The organism is Metabacillus sp. B2-18, assembly GCF_021117275.1.
Taxonomy (GTDB): Bacteria; Bacillota; Bacilli; order Bacillales; family Bacillaceae; genus Metabacillus.
Map to the genome: position 1 here is coordinate 1,821,778 of NZ_CP088245.1, position 18,251 is coordinate 1,840,028.

Below are 18,251 nucleotides of genomic sequence, written 5' to 3' on the forward strand. Positions count from 1 at the left end.
TAAAAGATACGCTTGTATATTCTAATGACTTAGTATTCTGTGGGGAGGTGTGTGCATGTTAGAGCAAGTAATTTTATTTACAATCGTTATGGGATTCTTAATCAGTGTATTACTTTCCCCAATCATTATTCCGTTTTTAAGAAGGCTGAAGTTTGGTCAAAGTATTAGAGAAGAAGGACCTAAATCTCATCAAAAAAAATCGGGTACCCCAACAATGGGTGGTGTAATGATCATTATTTCGATCATTATTACAACGATTGTTATGACAGGGAAATTTTCACAACTTAGTGTTGAGATGTATTTATTGTTGTTTGTAACATTCGGATACGGTTTGTTAGGGTTTTTGGATGATTTTATCAAGGTTGTTATGAAACGAAATCTTGGTTTAACTTCAAGACAAAAACTTCTTGGGCAAGTGATTATTGCTATTATATTTTACCTTGTCTTCACACAGTATGGCTTTTCAACAGAAATAGGGATACCTGGAACAACTTTTTCTTTAGACCTTGGTTGGGGCTATATTATTCTCGTTGTATTTATGTTAGTGGGAGGATCAAATGCAGTAAACTTAACAGATGGTTTAGATGGGTTGTTATCAGGTACTGCTGCTATCGCTTTTGGGGCATTTGCTGTTTTGGCTTGGAATCAATCGCAATACGATGTTGCCATTTTTTCGGTAGCTGTTGTTGGAGCTGTCCTCGGGTTTTTAGTGTTTAATGCACATCCTGCAAAAGTATTTATGGGAGACACAGGTTCACTAGCACTTGGAGGTGCCATTGTAACAATAGCGATTTTAACAAAGCTTGAAATTTTATTAGTTTTAATTGGCGGAGTTTTCGTCATTGAGACTTTATCAGTTATTATTCAAGTTATTTCTTTTAAAACAACTGGGAAGAGAGTATTTAAGATGAGTCCTCTTCATCATCACTATGAATTAGTAGGGTGGTCAGAGTGGAGAGTTGTTGTTACTTTTTGGACGATTGGTTTAATTTTTGCAGTACTTGGAATTTATATTGAGGTGTGGTTGTAATTGAAAAACATTAATGATTACTTACATAAAAATGTATTGGTAATAGGATTGGCAAAAAGCGGCTTAGCGGCCGCTAAATTGTTACACAAGCTTGGGGCAGCAGTAACTGTAAATGATTTAAAGGCGACTGATGAAGACCCAGTTGTAAAAGAATTGAAAAACAATGGAATTAATGTTGTTGGTGGAGGACACCCTCTATCTTTACTAGAGGATCTTACAATCGACGTTATTGTGAAAAACCCAGGGATTCCATACTCTAATCCTCTTTTAGTTCTTGCCAAGGAAAAGAATATTCCTATCATCACGGAAGTTGAACTTGCTTATAAGATTTCAGAGGCGGACATTATCGCAATAACCGGTTCAAACGGTAAAACAACAACAACAACCCTTATCTTTGAAATGTTAAATGAGGACGGAAAACAACCTTTAATTGCAGGTAATATTGGCACTGTAGCTTGCGAAGTTGCTCAAAAAGCCACAAAAGAAAATGTCATTGTTATGGAATTATCATCGTTTCAACTTCTTGGAACAATTGATTTTAAACCATCCATTGCCATGATATTAAATATTTTTGATGCCCATTTAGATTACCATGGCACCAAAGAAGAATACGTTTATGCTAAGGGGAAGATCTATGAAAACCAAGCTGAGGAAGATGTGTCGATTGTAAACTTAAATGATAAAGAAGTTTGTGAATGCTCTGAAAGATCAACGGCACAAAAATTATTTTTCTCAACTACAGAAGTTATAGATAATGGAGTTTACATCTTAGATGAATCAATCTTTTATAAAGGTGAGAAGATTGTTTCCTTAAAAGATATCGTACTGCCGGGAGAACATAATTTAGAAAATATTCTGGCTGCTATAGCTGCTGTCAAGCTAAGAGGAGTTTCTAACGAATCTATTTACAAGGTTTTAACCACTTTTAACGGCGTTAAACATAGGTTGCAATATGTAGATACTATTCGGGAGCGTCGTTTTTATAACGATTCAAAAGCAACAAATATATTAGCAACAAGTAAAGCGCTTAGTGCATTTAAAACACCTACCATCTTATTGGCAGGAGGCCTTGATAGAGGTAACGAATTCGATGAATTAAAGCCATTTTTACATCATGTAAAGGCTATGATTTTATTTGGGGAAACTGCACCTAAGCTTGAAAGAATTGCCAGAGAAAGTGGAATAGAACAAATTAAACGTGTCGATAATGTAGAAAAAGCAGTATTGACGGCGTTTAATGTTTCCGAAAAAGAAGATGTGATCTTATTGTCACCAGCATGCGCAAGTTGGGATCAATATAAAACTTTTGAGGAAAGAGGAGACATTTTTATTCAAGCCGTGCATAAGCTTAACTAAGGGCTTGTACGAATAATTAATTGCAGTCTATGCTACAGCCCTTAATAAATTTGATACAGGGGTGTTCGGCGTTGACAGCAAAAAGGTCTACACCAGATTTTATATTGGTTATTCTAACATTACTTCTTTTAACAATTGGACTAATCATGGTATATAGTGCAAGTGCAGTTTGGGCAACATATAAGTTTGATGATTCCTTCTTTTTTGCGAAGCGCCAATTGTTATTTGCAGGTGTTGGTGTTATAGCCATGTTTTTTATTATGAACGTTGACTATTGGACATGGCGGACATGGTCAAAAATGTTAATTATCATTTGTTTTTTTCTTTTAATTGCAGTATTAATACCCGGCATAGGGATGGAGCGTAATGGTTCTCGAAGTTGGATTGGTGTTGGTGCATTTTCGATACAGCCATCAGAGTTTATGAAATTGGCGATGATTGCTTTCTTAGCGAAGTTTTTATCTGAAAATCAAAAGAAAATTACCTCGTTTAAAAAAGGATTAGTCCCTTCTCTTGGACTCGTTTTCACTGCATTTGGGATCATTATGCTTCAGCCTGACTTAGGAACAGGGACAGTTATGGTAGGGACATGTATCGTGATGATATTTGTTTCGGGAGCTAGAGTGGTGCATTTTGCTTGGCTGGGTCTTTTAGGTGTTGCGGGATTTGTTGCTCTTGTTCTTTCAGCACCATACAGAATTAAAAGGATTACATCATTTTTGGATCCATGGGAAGATCCACTAGGCAGTGGGTTCCAAATCATTCAATCTTTGTATGCGATTGGTCCTGGAGGTCTTTTTGGTCAAGGGTTAGGACAAAGCAGGCAGAAATTCTTTTATTTACCTGAGCCCCAAACTGACTTCATTTTTGCCATTTTAGCTGAAGAGCTTGGTTTTATTGGTGGGTCATTAGTTATATTATTGTTTGGTTTACTTTTATGGAGAGGGGTACGAATTGCGTTAGGAGCCCCTGATTTATATGGTAGCTTCTTGGCCATTGGAATTATTACAATGGTAGCTATTCAGGTTATGATTAACATTGGTGTTGTAACCGGACTAATGCCTGTAACAGGTATTACTCTTCCATTCTTAAGTTATGGAGGATCTTCCCTTACACTAATGCTAATGGCAATGGGTGTCTTATTAAATGTGAGCAGATACTCAAAGTATTAGGTCCATTAAAAGGCTAATTTTAGTTTCATTATAGGTTGTTTATCATATAAAATAGTAAGTATCGAGGCTGACGTTGGTAAGTGACAGACTAGGGGTTTTTAACCTCTAAGCAGTCCTTAAAAGGTCAGCCTTCATAGTTTTACATATGTGTTTCTATACAACTACTAGTTTACTTATAACCTAGTAGTTGAGAGTACGTACATTTTATAATAAGAAATCCATTCAAAATGGGGGAACAAGTATGAAAGTAGTTGTAAGTGGTGGCGGAACTGGTGGTCATATCTATCCAGCACTGGCTTTAATAAATGAAATTAAAAAACATCATTCAGATGTAGAATTTCTATATATTGGTACAGAAAATGGACTTGAGCAAAATATTGTAAACAGAGCCAACATACCATTTAAATCTGTAGAAATATCCGGATTTAAAAGAAAGATCTCCATTGAAAATGTGAAAACTGTTACGAGATTTCTTAAAGCAGTTTCTGTTAGTAAAAAATATTTAAAAGAGTTTAATGCAGATGTTGTTATTGGAACAGGAGGATATGTTTGTGGACCTGTTGTTTATGCGGCGGCTAAAATGAAGATTCCAACAGTTATTCATGAACAAAATAGTTTACCTGGCATAACAAATAAGTTTTTGTCTCGATATGTTAACAAAGTCGCCATCTGTTTTGAAGAAGCGAGAAAACATTTTCCTGCAGATAAAGTTGTATTAACCGGTAATCCACGTGCTTCAGAGGTGCTGGGTCAAGATGCAGATAAAGGGAGACATTCAGTCGGTTTGATTAAAGACAAAAAGACAGTGCTGATTTTCGGGGGAAGCAGGGGAGCTAAAGCTATTAATGATGCTGTTTTAGAAATGATTCCATCTCTTGCTGAAAAGCCATATCAAATTGTTTATGTCACTGGTGAAGTACATTATGAAAAAGTAATGAATGAAGTAAAAAAAGGAAACAGTTCTGAGAACTTGATCATAAAACCATTTATACACAATATGCCGGAAGTATTAGCGGCAGTGGACTTAATTGTATCGAGAGCCGGAGCTACCTCTCTTGCAGAAATTACAGCATTGGGGTTGCCTAGTATATTAATTCCAAGCCCTTATGTAACGGCTAATCATCAAGAAGTAAACGCAAGATCGTTAAGTGATCATCATGCAGCAATTATGCTAAAGGAGCAAGAATTGAATGGTGATAAATTACTTACGGAAATTGACGGAGTCTTACTTAATGAATTTAAATTGAAAGAAATGAAGCAGGCATCAAAGAAATTAGGTATTCCTGATGCTGCATTAAGACTTTATTCAGTCCTAAAGGAACTTTCTAAGTAACAACAGAGATAAACTGACCTGAGGAGGTAAATTATGACTACGTTATATGAGGCATTAACAACTGCAGAAATTGGGAAAGTTCTTGTAGATGAACCTTTAGCAAAGCATACAACAATAAGGATAGGTGGCCCTGCAGATATTCTATTGGAACCTAGAGACAGTGAAAGCCTGAGCAAGGCGATAAAAATAATAAAAGAATATGGAGCTAAATGGACAGTGGTAGGAAGGGGCTCTAACCTTCTAGTTTCAGATAAAGGAATAGAAGGGGTCGTAGTAAAGCTTGGAGCTGGAATCGATCACTTTGAGTTAGATGAAGATGTATTAACCGTTGGCGGGGGATATTCCATTGTAAAGCTTGCAACACTCATTAGTAGGAAGGGTTTATCAGGTTTGGAATTTGCCAGTGGTATTCCTGGTTCAATAGGTGGAGCTGTTTATATGAATGCAGGGGCACATGGGTCAGACATGTCAAAAATTCTTTTGAAAGCTCTAGTGTTATTTGAAGATGGAACGATGGAATGGCTGACAAATGAAGAAATGGAGTTTTCTTATCGAACTTCAATTCTTCAGACGAAAAGACCAGGTATATGTATAGAAGCAGTTCTACAACTTAAAAAGGGTGAAAAAGAAGAAATTGTTGCGATCATGCAAAAGAACAAAGATTACAGAAGAGAAACACAGCCTTGGAATTATCCTTGCGCAGGGAGTATCTTCAGGAACCCACTTCCTAGTTATGCAGGTCAATTAGTTGAAGCAGCGGGTCTAAAAGGATATCAAATCGGTGGTGCTAAAGTTTCAGAAATGCATGGTAATTTTATTGTTAATGCTGGAGGAGCAACTGCTCAAGATGTATTGGATTTAATAAAATATATTAAAGAAACGATTCTTGAGAAGTATGATGTGACAATGGAAACTGAAGTTGAAATAATAGGTCGGAAATAGTCACATTACTCCCCATTATTTCCTTTTATTGTGTTATAATGTCTTTATAAAAATTGCTGAACAATTTTAGTTTATTCTTAAACGGCATTTTTAAATGCCGTTTCAGTGTGTAAGTGGGGAAAATCTTTTTAAATAGGATTAATTTTATTACTTTACATACTGTGATGATTTGCCATAACATTGTGCAAGAAATCTACCTAGAGGGAACTACTAGGGTGGGGTGAAAACGATTGGAGAAAAAGGTTGTTTCGTTAGAAGACCGCATACCAAAACTACAGCAGCAGCGAAAACAGAAGACTAATCGAAGACTTATTTCATTCCTTTCAATCTTTTTTCTATTAATTTTACTTGTTATCTATTTTCAGTCTCCCTTAAGTAAAGTCTCAAGTATAACAGTAAAAGGAAATGTACATGTTGAGTCGGAAAAGATCATTGAAATGAGTAAAATTACAACTTCTAATGGGTTTTGGAATATCAATACAACAAAGACTAGTCAGTTGATTGAGGACCATTTACAAATAAAACAAGCCACTGTGGAAAAAAAGTTTCCTAACCATATTGTCTTGCAGGTTGATGAGTATGACAGTATTGCTTATCTGGAAGAGAATGGTGTATTTAAGCCGATTCTAGAAAATGGACAAGTTCTGAAGGACCGTACTGTGAAAGTACCGGCAGATGCACCAGTCCTGATAAACTGGAAACAAGAGAAAGATGTTAATGAGATGATAAATGAGTTGAAAAAATTATCTCCCAGTATCTTAAACTCAATTTCAGAAATTCATCATGCTCCTAATAAAACAGATCCTTGGTTAGTTCATCTTTATATGAATGATGGTTATGAAGTAATGGCATCTGTTCGTACATTCTCAAAGAAAATGAATACTTACACTAAAATTGTAAGTCAGCTGGACGAGAACAGTAAAGGAATCATTCATCTGGAAGTAGGCTCTTATTTTGAATCTTATACACCAATAGAGTCTAAGGAAGAGGGGGATGAAGCTCAAGATGAAACTGAGGGGTAGTTATGTGATTTTTTCTCTCATTCTCTTAGTTGCAGGTTTTCTGTTTTCATATTCTTATCAGCTGACAAAGGAAAGTAATCGAAACCAAGAGATAACAACCGAACAATGGGATAAAGAATATGAAATTAGGTCACAACTTATTTCAAAAGAAGAAATAAACCGAGATCTCCAAAAAGAACTTTTTAAAAAACAAGAAGAAGTGAAAGAAATTGAAGAATCTCTAAAGGATGAAAAACAGGTGTACTACAATCTTGTAGAAGATGTTGAAAAGTATCGCATGTATGTTGGTGATATAGCAGTTCAAGGTAAAGGGATACAAGTAACATTAGAAGATTCCTCTTACGTCCCTGAAGGAGAAAATGTAAACAATTATATTGTGCATGAGAGTCATTTGTTTAGTGTTATTAATGAACTTTATATCTCGGGAGCAGATGCTATCTCAATTAACGGTCAAAGGTTATCAAGTCATTCGTATATATATTGCAATGGACCAGTTGTGACAGTTGATGGAAATCAGTTCCCTGCACCTTTTGTTATATCTGCGATTGGGGACCCAAATGTTTTATTACCTGCATTAAATATTACTGGTGGAATTGTAGATCAGCTTTCCTATGATAATGTTGTGGTAACTTTAGAAAAACTAGAAAATATTAAGATGGAGCCACTTCTACAAGAAAAAAAAGCTTCATCATAGGAAAGTAATACGATGTTTCACTAACGGATTATTGTTTAGATAGGTGGTTGGTGTGAAACAAAAAAGTTGGAAAAAGGGTCTTAGTTTTGCTTTGCTAACAATGATCTTTGGTTTAATGCTTGGAATTCAGTTTCAAACAATTAAAGAACCAGTGGAAAGAGATACGCGTGATATGTGGCAACTTAGGGAAGATTTAAAAAAAGAGCAACAACTTCAAGCGGAGCTTCTTAATGAGATACGAAAATATGATGAAATTATTGAGTCTTATAAGAAGCAAGAAAATTCGAATCCAGAAACAGCCTTAAAAGAGACCTTGGCAGTTTTAAAGGAAGAAGTTGGTTTAACCGAAATTTCTGGAGAGGGCATAACAATTACAATTGATCGATTGTTTTCAGAAGAATTACTTGGAGTTGAAATACAAAATATTTCACCAGAGCTTTTAAAACGGTTAATTAATGAACTCAATTCTTATGGAGCGAAAGAAATCTCAATAGAAGGCAGAAGGGTTATTAATTCGACTGTCATAAGAGATATCAATGGTCAGACCAAGATGGATAATTTTAGCTTAAACAGTTTTCCTATTAAGATAAACGTCATTTCAGATAATGTGGACAAGCTTTATAACAGAATGAATGCTTCGAATACTGATGAAGATTTTGCTATAGATAATCTTAAGTTAACGATATCAGACCCAATTGAACAGTTAACGATTCCTCCTTATGAAGATCCAATTCGAGTTCGGAATATGAAACCTGTAGAATCATCAGAAAAAGGGGGAGAATAATATGTGGCTGCCAATTTTAGGACTAATTCTCGGTGTCTTTTTAGGTCTAGTATCGGAGTTGCGTATTCCCCCTGAGTATTCCAACTATTTATCAATTGCAATTTTAGCAGCACTTGATACACTGTTAGGAGGAATTCGTGCACATCTTCAGGATATCTATGATGAAATGGTGTTCGTTTCTGGATTTTTCTTTAACATCATTTTAGCTGCAAGTTTAGCTTTTCTAGGTGTCCATCTTGGTGTAGACTTGTATTTAGTAGCAATGTTTGCCTTTGGAGTAAGGCTATTTCAAAATATAGCAGTAATAAGAAGGATTCTTATTACGAAATGGTCAAATTCTAGGGAAAAAATGAAAAAAATTGAATAATAAAAAGGAAAAATTAAGTATTTGACGAATAAACACTAGTAAAGCAGAAATCAAGCAAATATTTAAATAAAATTTTTGTTACAAACCTGTAAAACTAGATTCATTGTCATGTTGTTCTGCAAAGAATAGAATAGAAAGTGATAGATGGGGAGGTGCCTTAGAATGAACAGCAATGAACTATTTGTAAGTCTTGACATCGGTACATCCAGTGTTAAAGTAATTATTGGTGAAATGACGAATGATGCTTTAAACATTATTGGTGTAGGTAATGTAAAATCAGAAGGATTAAGAAAAGGGTCTATAGTTGATATAGACGAAACAGTTCATTCTATAAAAAAAGCGGTTGAGCAGGCCGAGAGAATGGTTGGAATCTCCTTAACGAGAGTGGTAGTAGGTGTTACAGGAAATCATGTACAATTACAGGATTGCCACGGAGTTGTAGCTGTTTCGAGTGAGAATAGAGAAATATCAAATGAAGATGTAAGACGAGTTATTGAAGCTGCTCAAGTGATCTCAATTCCACCTGAACGAGAAATAATCGATGTTATTCCAAGACAATTTATTGTAGATGGACTAGATGAAATCAATGATCCAAGAGGAATGCTTGGGGTTCGTTTGGAAATGGAAGGTACCATTATTACTGGATCTAAAACGATCTTACATAATTTATTGCGTTGTGTAGAGCGTGCAGGCCTTGAAATAACTGATATCTGTTTACAACCTCTAGCTGCAGGATCTGTTGCATTATCAAAAGATGAGAAAAACCTGGGTGTTGCACTAGTTGAAATCGGTGGGGGATCCACTACAATTGCAGTGTTTGAACAAAATCACCTGATTGCATCGACTGTCTTGCCTGTCGGTGGTGAGCACATTACGAAAGATTTGTCTATAGGTCTTCGTACAACTACCGATGAAGCGGAACGTATAAAGCTAAAATATGGACATGCCTTTTATGATCATGCTTCAGAGGATGAAATTTTTGAAGCAGCAGTTATTGGATCAGATCAGAAAAGAACTTTTAACCAATTAGAAGTTGCGGACATTATTGAAGCTCGTTTAGAAGAGTTATATGAGCTTATCTTACATGAGCTAAGAAGATTAGGAATTGGAGAATTACCTGGCGGCTTTGTTCTAACCGGGGGTACAGTTAGAATGCCCGGAGTACTTGAATTAGGACAAGTTGTTCTTCAGAATAGTGTAAGAATTGCAAGTCCGGATTATATTGGTGTCAGAGAACCTCAATATATGACGGGTGTAGGCTTGATTCAATTTGCATATAAGAATGCGAAAATTCAAGGTAGAAAAATAGGTTCAAACGTTACTGTTGATGCTGTAGAAGTAGCAGCAACAAAGGAACCGCAACAGCAGCGTACAAAACCTCAGCAACAACAAGAAGATAAAAAGGTAAATAAAGTGAAGAAATTTTTTGGCTACTTCTTTGAATAGTTTACATCTATTAGAAGTCATTTGATGGATTAGGAGGATTTTGCATGTTGGAGTTTGATACGAATATTGACGGCTTGGCTACCATCAAAGTAATTGGAGTTGGTGGCGGTGGTAATAACGCTGTTAATCGAATGATAGAGCACGGTGTACAAGGTGTAGAATTTATTGCAGTTAACACGGATGCACAAGCATTAAACTTATCTAAAGCAGAAGTGAAGATGCAGATTGGATCGAAGCTTACAAGAGGACTAGGTGCTGGTGCTAACCCTGAAGTAGGGAAAAAAGCTGCTGAAGAAAGCAGAGAGCAAATTGAAGAAGCTTTAAGAGGAGCTGACATGGTATTCGTTACAGCTGGAATGGGCGGCGGAACTGGAACTGGAGCAGCACCTGTTATTGCACAAATTGCTAAAGATTTAGGTGCTCTTACAGTCGGTGTTGTTACTAGACCGTTTACATTTGAAGGACGTAAACGTCAAATGCAAGCAGCTGGCGGTATTTCTTCAATGAAAGAGTCAGTGGATACACTTATTGTGATTCCAAATGACCGTTTACTTGAAATTGTTGATAAAAATACACCTATGCTTGAAGCGTTTAGAGAAGCAGATAATGTTCTTCGTCAAGGGGTTCAAGGTATTTCCGACTTAATCGCTACCCCAGGTTTAATAAACCTTGACTTTGCAGATGTAAAGACGATTATGTCAAATAGAGGATCTGCTTTAATGGGAATTGGTGTAGCCACTGGAGAAAATCGTGCTGCAGAAGCTGCTAAGAAAGCTATTTCCAGCCCACTATTAGAGAAATCAATTGACGGTGCTCAGGGTGTTCTTATGAACATTACTGGTGGAATGAATTTAAGTTTATATGAGGTACAAGAGGCAGCTGATATTGTAGCTACTGCTTCTGATCAAGATGTAAACATGATTTTTGGTTCTGTTATTAATGAAAACCTAAAGGATGAAATAATTGTTACAGTTATTGCAACTGGTTTTACAGAACAAGAAATTAGTCCTTTAAAACAACCGAATACTCGTCAATTTAATAACGGTAATACGTTAACAAAAGTTCCACCAAAACGTGAGAGTCATCGAGAGGAACCGGTACAAGAAGCACCAACTCGTACTAATACACAACAACCAGAAGAAACGCTTGATATTCCGACCTTCTTACGTAACCGTAATAAACGTAGATAAACCAAAAAGAGTGCTAAATGAAAATTTAGCACTCTTTTTATTTTGAATGATAAAAGATGTAATAGAAACCTAGAATAGTCAATTAAGTTTGATTTTCCTCATATTTTTTTTCAAGTATCTCTTTTTCTACTAATTGTTTTGTGAACCTAGACTATGACTCTTATAATTTAGTCGACAAAAATTCTAATAATCTTTCAAAAATTCTTACGTTCTATCGGCACTAAATGACAGACTTCCTATTTCTTAGGATTTATACTTAATGCAACAGGTCCAGAAGCTTTGAATTGTAATATAAGACAGAGTCAGAGTACAAAGGACTATTATTAAAACAGAAGGGAAAGGAGTAACAGATGTCTATTTATTTAGACGTTATTTGGCTCTTAAACTTTTCCTTTGATTTGTTTCTACTTGTTTTAACAGCCATTGCATTGAAAAGGAAAATAATGAAAATAAGAATTCTTCTTGCGGCACTATTAGGCTCAAGTATCGTGATTATGATGTTTAGCCCTTTAGCATTTATCTCTACACATCCTCTTGGAAAAATGAGTATCTCTATTTTAATGGTCTTGTTGGCATTTGGCTTTAAACGATTTCGCTATTTTTTTCATGGCCTTTTCACCTTTTATTTTGTCACTTTTCTAGTAGGTGGTGGAATGATCGGTGTTCATTATTTTTTACAGGCAGAAATCTCTTATTTAGACGGAATCTTAATGACTAATTCAACTGGCTTTGGACACCCAATCAGCTGGTTATTTGTACTTATTGGATTTCCAGTTTTGTGGATGTTTGCAAGGAATAGTTTAGAAGGCTTTGAAGCAAAAAAAATTCATTACGAACAATTGGTGACTGTTAAGATAAAGGTAGATTCAACTCAAATGACCTTAAAGGGGCTGGTTGATAGTGGAAATCAACTGTTTGATCCGATTACTCGTAGTCCTGTTATGATTTTAGATACTCAGAAAGTTAAGGACTATATTCCTGAACAACTCGTTCACCATGCGCTGCAAGATGATGTGATGAAGGCAATGACTGACGATCAACAAGAAGGTCACGAATGGGAGCATCGGGTTCGGATTATACCTTATCGTGTGGTAGGAAAAGAGAATCAGTTTTTATTAGGATTTAAGCCAGATGAAGTGTGGATAGAAACAAATAGTGAAAAAATCAAGGTACAAAAGACAATTGTTGGGTTAAATCGAACTGCTCTGTCTTCAGAGGATGAATATCAATGTATCGTTCATCCGAAAATGCTTCAAGGCCCATCAATCCAAAATGTTTCGTAAAATTACCTACTTCTATCTTACTCCGGTTCCATTTATTTATTACGCCAGGTATAAGATTTTTTATACTATCAGAATGTAAAAGGTTTAATGGTTGATAGTATAGAAAAATATGGCTCACGTCATTAGGATTTGGCAATAAGCCAATTTGTTAAAATAATGAATTTAAGGAAGAGATCAGGGGAGAAAAACGCAACTGTCATATTTTGGTAGTGTCAAAAGATTTATGAAAACTACCTAAAGGGTTAGCTTCTCTCCTATTTACTGGATGGAGATGCGCCGCAATCTCTCTTGACAAACACGCCAATGGTTTGTGGATTGTTTAACAAGGGCGAAGGGAACAAAAGAAGGCATACCAAATAAGCCCTTGGTTGTTTCCATTTTAAACCATTGGCAAGTTCGGTTTGTCAAGAGTTCGCTCCGCCGATTGCTGAATTAGCTTAAGGGCTCAGCTAAACAAAAAGTTAGGCTTGTCTTTGTTCTACTATCCATTGTTGTGCTAATCCAATGAGCTTTGTCCAACGTGCTGGCATTGTTGGAAGCCCCTTGAGTTCTGGATTCACTACGGGCACTTTTCCTTCTAAGGCGGCATGCGGACGCAAAAAGTTAAAGTAGGCCGTAAATAAGGTGACGTATGAAATGGAACCATGTTCAGAGCCGAATCCATGAGTGGAGCGATAATTGCCCTTAAAGGTGCGGTTAAGTCTCTCAATTATTTGTTTCATTGGTCTATATTCGGTTGAAACAGGGTCCTCATTGGTTAATCCAATGACCTGCTTCACATCGAATAAAATCTCATGTTGAGCGAAGAAATGTTGGGCTAAAAGATAGATTGGATTCCCGTCTACCACAAAGGTCAGATTTTCTGGAATCTCTTTCATCTTGATTAAGACCTCATCAATTGCTCGAATGGCTGTTGCTGTGTCTCGATTAGGCGACACCGGATACGAAAGAATAATCTTTTTCACGGCGTCAAAAAAGAAAAATAAATAATGCCATCGACCGTTTACTCTGATATACGTTTCATCACCGCAGAATTGGTCTGAAAGTTCATAGGGATAGTGATCCACATAAGGTTTAAGTAATAAAGCTACGCTATTTTCGTAGTTCAATACAGTCTGATGTGAAATCATCACTCCGTGTACGTCCTGCATAATCGCAGCTGTTTTACGGGCCGAAAGGCCATAGTTTACATGATAGGTTAGGATCAATCCTAATGTATGTGGGGATGCATAAATCTTTGATAAGTCCACGGCCGGCAGTTCTGGTGATTCCTTAGATAACGGCTGGAAATCGATATAAAACTGACGGAAAATGTATCTCAATTTAAATGCTTGAGGGTCCTTTTTGAACCTTTTCTTTTCTTTTGAAGTCATCCCATTGAGCTTCTTTTGATAATAAGAACAGTCATTGTTCTTGCACTTAAACACGTGAAAATCTTTTCTTTCTTTTATTTTCTCGAGAGTCTTGGAACAATGAGGACACTTCAGGATGGCCTCCTTAGAGTAACGGTACTTTTCACTGAAAAGTTCTGTACACACCTTGCATTGATACTGACCTTTATCTCCATTGTTGGCATAAAGATAATCCGATGGAGCACCACACTTTGGACAGTTCATGGCTTTAGGTACGGAAACTTTTGCATTCTTACGCCTTTGAACAGGTTTGAGAGCTTTCCCGTTCTTCTCTAGATATTCACTAAGAAGAACTCGATAATCAAGCTGTTCTAGAACTTCAATGACCGGAAGGTCATCCACTTGAAGTTTTCGATAAGGTTTATTTACGGGCTGTTCAGTAGGTTTATCGAACATGCTTTTACCAATCAATAAAGTAAGCAATGTTCGAATGAGTTGTTCTTGATAGTTTATAAAAGTTAATAAATAGGTTATAATTTGAGGGTACAAATTGTCACTTCCATTCTTGGTTGTTGGGTGTGTGGTAACCTCAATTATCCAAAGAATTTAGGGGGTGGCAATTTTTTTGCCTATAAAGCCCTCTATGGAGATATTTTATAACCTATTTCTTATAGAAGTTTTGACAATACGCATATTTTGGTAGTGTCAAAAGATTTATGAAAACTACCTAAAGGGTTAGCTTCTCTCCTATTTACTGGATGGAGATGCGCCGCAATCTCTCTTGACAAACACGCCAATGGTTTGTGGATTGTTTAACAAGGGCGAAGGGAACAAAAGAAGGCATACCAAATAAGCCCTTGGTTGTTTCCATTTTAAACCATTGGCAAGTTCGGTTTGTCAAGAGTTCGCTCCGCCGATTGCTGAATTAGCTTAAGGGCTCAGCTAAACAAAAAGTTAGGCTTGTCTTTGTTCTACTATCCATTGTTGTGCTAATCCAATGAGCTTTGTCCAACGTGCTGGCATTGTTGGAAGCCCCTTGAGTTCTGGATTCACTACGGGCACTTTTCCTTCTAAGGCGGCATGCGGACGCAAAAAGTTAAAGTAGGCCGTAAATAAGGTGACGTATGAAATGGAACCATGTTCAGAGCCGAATCCATGAGTGGAGCGATAATTGCCCTTAAAGGTGCGGTTAAGTCTCTCAATTATTTGTTTCATTGGTCTATATTCGGTTGAAACAGGGTCCTCATTGGTTAATCCAATGACCTGCTTCACATCGAATAAAATCTCATGTTGAGCGAAGAAATGTTGGGCTAAAAGATAGATTGGATTCCCGTCTACCACAAAGGTCAGATTTTCTGGAATCTCTTTCATCTTGATTAAGACCTCATCAATTGCTCGAATGGCTGTTGCTGTGTCTCGATTAGGCGACACCGGATACGAAAGAATAATCTTTTTCACGGCGTCAAAAAAGAAAAATAAATAATGCCATCGACCGTTTACTCTGATATACGTTTCATCACCGCAGAATTGGTCTGAAAGTTCATAGGGATAGTGATCCACATAAGGTTTAAGTAATAAAGCTACGCTATTTTCGTAGTTCAATACAGTCTGATGTGAAATCATCACTCCGTGTACGTCCTGCATAATCGCAGCTGTTTTACGGGCCGAAAGGCCATAGTTTACATGATAGGTTAGGATCAATCCTAATGTATGTGGGGATGCATAAATCTTTGATAAGTCCACGGCCGGCAGTTCTGGTGATTCCTTAGATAACGGCTGGAAATCGATATAAAACTGACGGAAAATGTATCTCAATTTAAATGCTTGAGGGTCCTTTTTGAACCTTTTCTTTTCTTTTGAAGTCATCCCATTGAGCTTCTTTTGATAATAAGAACAGTCATTGTTCTTGCACTTAAACACGTGAAAATCTTTTCTTTCTTTTATTTTCTCGAGAGTCTTGGAACAATGAGGACACTTCAGGATGGCCTCCTTAGAGTAACGGTTCTTTTCACTGAAAAGTTCTGTACACACCTTGCATTGATACTGACCTTTATCTCCATTGTTGGCATAAAGATAATCCGATGGAGCACCACACTTTGGACAGTTCATGGCTTTAGGTACGGAAACTTTTGCATTCTTACGCCTTTGAACAGGTTTGAGAGCTTTCCCGTTCTTCTCTAGATATTCACTAAGAAGAACTCGATAATCAAGCTGTTCTAGAACTTCAATGACCGGAAGGTCATCCACTTGAAGTTTTCGATAAGGTTTATTTACGGGCTGTTCAGTAGGTTTATCGAACATGCTTTTACCAATCAATAAAGTAAGCAATGTTCGAATGAGTTGTTCTTGATAGTTTATAAAAGTTAATAAATAGGTTATAATTTGAGGGTACAAATTGTCACTTCCATTCTTGGTTGTTGGGTGTGTGGTAACCTCAATTATCCAAAGAATTTAGGGGGTGGCAATTTTTTTGCCTATAAAGCCCTCTATGGAGATATTTTATAACCTATTTCTTATAGAAGTTTTGACAATACGCATATTTTAGAAGGGGGAGGAAAATGAAAAAATTAAAGTTACAGCTAACATACTTATGGTATAAGTTATTAATTAAACTAGGGATTAAATCTGATGAGGTATACTACATTGGTGGAAGTGAAGCATTACCACCACCTCTTTCTAAAGATGAAGAAGAAGTTTTGCTACAAAAACTACCTTCAGGTGATCAAGCCGCTCGATCAATTTTAATTGAACGAAATTTACGATTGGTTGTTTATATTGCACGTAAATTTGAAAATACAGGAATAAATATAGAAGATTTAATCAGTATTGGTACGATTGGCTTGATTAAGGCAGTTAATACATTTAACCCGGAAAAGAAAATAAAATTAGCTACATATGCTTCAAGATGTATAGAAAATGAAATACTCATGTATTTACGAAGAAATAACAAATTACGCTCAGAGGTTTCTTTTGATGAACCCTTAAATATTGATTGGGATGGTAATGAGTTACTATTATCAGATGTTTTAGGTACAGAAGATGACATTATTACAAAGGATCTTGAAGCAAATGTAGACAGAAAATTACTTTTAAAAGCACTACATCAATTAAATGACCGAGAAAAACAAATTATGGAATTAAGATTTGGATTGCTTGGTGGTGAAGAAAAGACTCAAAAGGATGTGGCAGATATGTTAGGCATATCTCAATCCTATATCTCCAGGCTTGAGAAGCGTATTATTAAAAGGCTGCAAAAAGAATTTAATAAAATGGTCTAAAAAATTTTTTTCAGTAAAAAGTCCTTTTATATCAATTATTTAGACGGTTTCTACTCCCTTTAACTTGAAAGCTTGTGCATATTTTTTCCTGTCCAGGAGATACTTAACACTGTACAGCAACTCCTGTTAGGAGGGAAAGATGTGACAAGAAATAAAGTTGAAATTTGTGGAGTAGATACCTCTAAACTTCCAGTTCTTAAGAATGAGAAAATGAGAGAGCTATTTAAGCGAATGCAAAACGGAGACATATCAGCAAGAGAAGAGCTGGTAAATGGCAACTTAAGATTGGTACTTAGTGTAATCCAGCGATTTAACAACCGAGGAGAATTTGTTGACGATTTGTTTCAAGTTGGCTGTATAGGATTAATGAAATCAATCGATAATTTTGACTTAGGCCAGAACGTCAAATTTTCAACATATGCTGTACCAATGATTATCGGAGAAATCCGAAGATACTTAAGAGATAATAACCCAATCCGTGTCTCCCGTTCTTTAAGAGACATCGCTTACAAAGCACTACAAGTAAGAGAACGTTTAATGAGTGAGACCTCCCGGGAGCCAACCGCAGAGGAAATATCAAAAGTACTTGATGTCCCACATGAGGAAATTGTATTTGCACTTGATGCTATTCAAGACCCGGTTTCACTTTTTGAGCCTATTTACAATGATGGGGGAGACCCAATTTTTGTCATGGATCAGTTAAGTGATGAAAAAAATCGCGATATTCAGTGGATTGAAGAATTAGCATTAAAAGAAGGTATGAGACGCCTTAACAGTCGAGAAAAGCTAATTCTACGCAAGAGATTTTTCCAAGGTAAAACTCAAATGGAAGTCGCAGAAGAAATAGGGATTTCTCAAGCACAAGTTTCTCGTCTAGAAAAAGCTGCAATTAAACAAATGAATAAAAATATCCAAAATTAAGGCTGCTCTTTTGAGTAGTCTTTTTATTTTGTAAGTTGTTACCCAGCTCATTCTGTAAAGTCCTTACCACTTCTTCACTAC

The 18,251-nt window shown here is 36.4% G+C and carries 16 protein-coding genes; 14 read left to right on the forward strand and 2 right to left on the reverse strand.

The features are described 5' to 3' along the window. Nucleotides 1–55 precede the first annotated feature (55 nt). From mraY to spoIIGA, 12 genes are all read left to right on the forward strand, one after another. Complete coding sequence (gene mraY / locus LPC09_RS09150; protein ID WP_098797959.1) at nt 56–1,030, forward strand: phospho-N-acetylmuramoyl-pentapeptide-transferase; 975 nt, start codon at nt 56–58, stop codon at nt 1,028–1,030. Further along, nucleotides 1,031–2,386 (forward strand): UDP-N-acetylmuramoyl-L-alanine--D-glutamate ligase, encoded by a 1,356-nt coding sequence (murD, locus tag LPC09_RS09155; RefSeq protein WP_098797958.1) that lies wholly within the window; start codon nt 1,031–1,033, stop codon nt 2,384–2,386. A gap of 29 nt (nt 2,387–2,415) precedes the next feature. Continuing rightward, the gene (spoVE, locus tag LPC09_RS09160; protein WP_373995112.1) at nt 2,416–3,558 is read left to right on the forward strand and encodes a stage V sporulation protein E; all 1,143 of its coding nucleotides are present in this window, start codon (nt 2,416–2,418) and stop codon (nt 3,556–3,558) included. Nucleotides 3,559–3,799: 241 nt separating this feature from the next. Continuing rightward, nucleotides 3,800–4,891, forward strand: coding sequence for an undecaprenyldiphospho-muramoylpentapeptide beta-N-acetylglucosaminyltransferase (gene murG, locus LPC09_RS09165; protein WP_098797956.1), 1,092 nt, complete (start codon nt 3,800–3,802; stop codon nt 4,889–4,891). Nucleotides 4,892–4,924: 33 nt separating this feature from the next. Then, entirely contained in the window at nt 4,925–5,833 is a 909-nt protein-coding gene (gene murB, locus LPC09_RS09170) for a UDP-N-acetylmuramate dehydrogenase (RefSeq protein ID WP_098797955.1), read from the forward strand. A 230-nt stretch (nt 5,834–6,063) separates the two neighbouring features. Beyond that, nucleotides 6,064–6,855 carry a cell division protein FtsQ/DivIB gene (locus LPC09_RS09175; protein WP_098797954.1) on the forward strand — a complete coding sequence of 264 codons (792 nt, stop codon included), beginning with the start codon at nt 6,064–6,066 and terminating at the stop codon, nt 6,853–6,855. Next, nucleotides 6,845–7,549: a DUF881 domain-containing protein gene (locus LPC09_RS09180; RefSeq protein WP_098797963.1), complete on the forward strand. Its 705-nt coding sequence runs from the start codon at nt 6,845–6,847 to the stop codon at nt 7,547–7,549. Before LPC09_RS09175 ends, LPC09_RS09180 begins: the two co-directional genes overlap by 11 nt. A 52-nt stretch (nt 7,550–7,601) precedes the next feature. Beyond that, a complete protein-coding gene (locus tag LPC09_RS09185; RefSeq protein WP_331275797.1) occupies nt 7,602–8,333 on the forward strand; it encodes a DUF881 domain-containing protein in 732 nt (243 codons plus the stop codon). A gap of 1 nt (nt 8,334) precedes the next feature. Continuing rightward, the gene (locus LPC09_RS09190) at nt 8,335–8,700 is read left to right on the forward strand and encodes a small basic family protein (protein ID WP_098797953.1); all 366 of its coding nucleotides are present in this window, start codon (nt 8,335–8,337) and stop codon (nt 8,698–8,700) included. A 162-nt stretch (nt 8,701–8,862) separates the two neighbouring features. After that, nucleotides 8,863–10,146 carry a cell division protein FtsA gene (gene ftsA / locus LPC09_RS09195; RefSeq protein WP_231309452.1) on the forward strand — a complete coding sequence of 428 codons (1,284 nt, stop codon included), beginning with the start codon at nt 8,863–8,865 and terminating at the stop codon, nt 10,144–10,146. A 44-nt stretch (nt 10,147–10,190) separates the two neighbouring features. After that, entirely contained in the window at nt 10,191–11,336 is a 1,146-nt protein-coding gene (gene ftsZ / locus LPC09_RS09200; protein WP_231309453.1) for a cell division protein FtsZ, read from the forward strand. A gap of 350 nt (nt 11,337–11,686) precedes the next feature. Beyond that, nucleotides 11,687–12,619, forward strand: a complete 933-nt coding sequence (gene spoIIGA, locus LPC09_RS09205) for a sigma-E processing peptidase SpoIIGA (RefSeq protein WP_231309454.1) — start codon at nt 11,687–11,689, stop codon at nt 12,617–12,619. A 461-nt stretch (nt 12,620–13,080) separates the two neighbouring features. Here spoIIGA and LPC09_RS09210 read toward each other — a convergent pair whose 3' ends face one another. Then, complete coding sequence (locus tag LPC09_RS09210) at nt 13,081–14,520, reverse strand: DDE-type integrase/transposase/recombinase (RefSeq protein WP_231309455.1); 1,440 nt, start codon at nt 14,518–14,520, stop codon at nt 13,081–13,083. Between the two features lie 405 nt (nt 14,521–14,925). Continuing rightward, entirely contained in the window at nt 14,926–16,365 is a 1,440-nt protein-coding gene (locus tag LPC09_RS09215; RefSeq protein WP_098795475.1) for a DDE-type integrase/transposase/recombinase, read from the reverse strand. Between the two features lie 164 nt (nt 16,366–16,529). On the opposite strand from LPC09_RS09215, the gene sigE reads away from it, so the two are divergent. Both sigE and sigG read left to right on the forward strand, forming a co-directional pair. Continuing rightward, complete coding sequence (gene sigE / locus LPC09_RS09220; RefSeq protein WP_098796209.1) at nt 16,530–17,249, forward strand: RNA polymerase sporulation sigma factor SigE; 720 nt, start codon at nt 16,530–16,532, stop codon at nt 17,247–17,249. A 99-nt stretch (nt 17,250–17,348) separates the two neighbouring features. Further along, the gene (gene sigG, locus LPC09_RS09225) at nt 17,349–18,170 is read left to right on the forward strand and encodes an RNA polymerase sporulation sigma factor SigG (RefSeq protein WP_180320432.1); all 822 of its coding nucleotides are present in this window, start codon (nt 17,349–17,351) and stop codon (nt 18,168–18,170) included. The last annotated feature ends 81 nt before the right edge of the window (nt 18,171–18,251 follow it).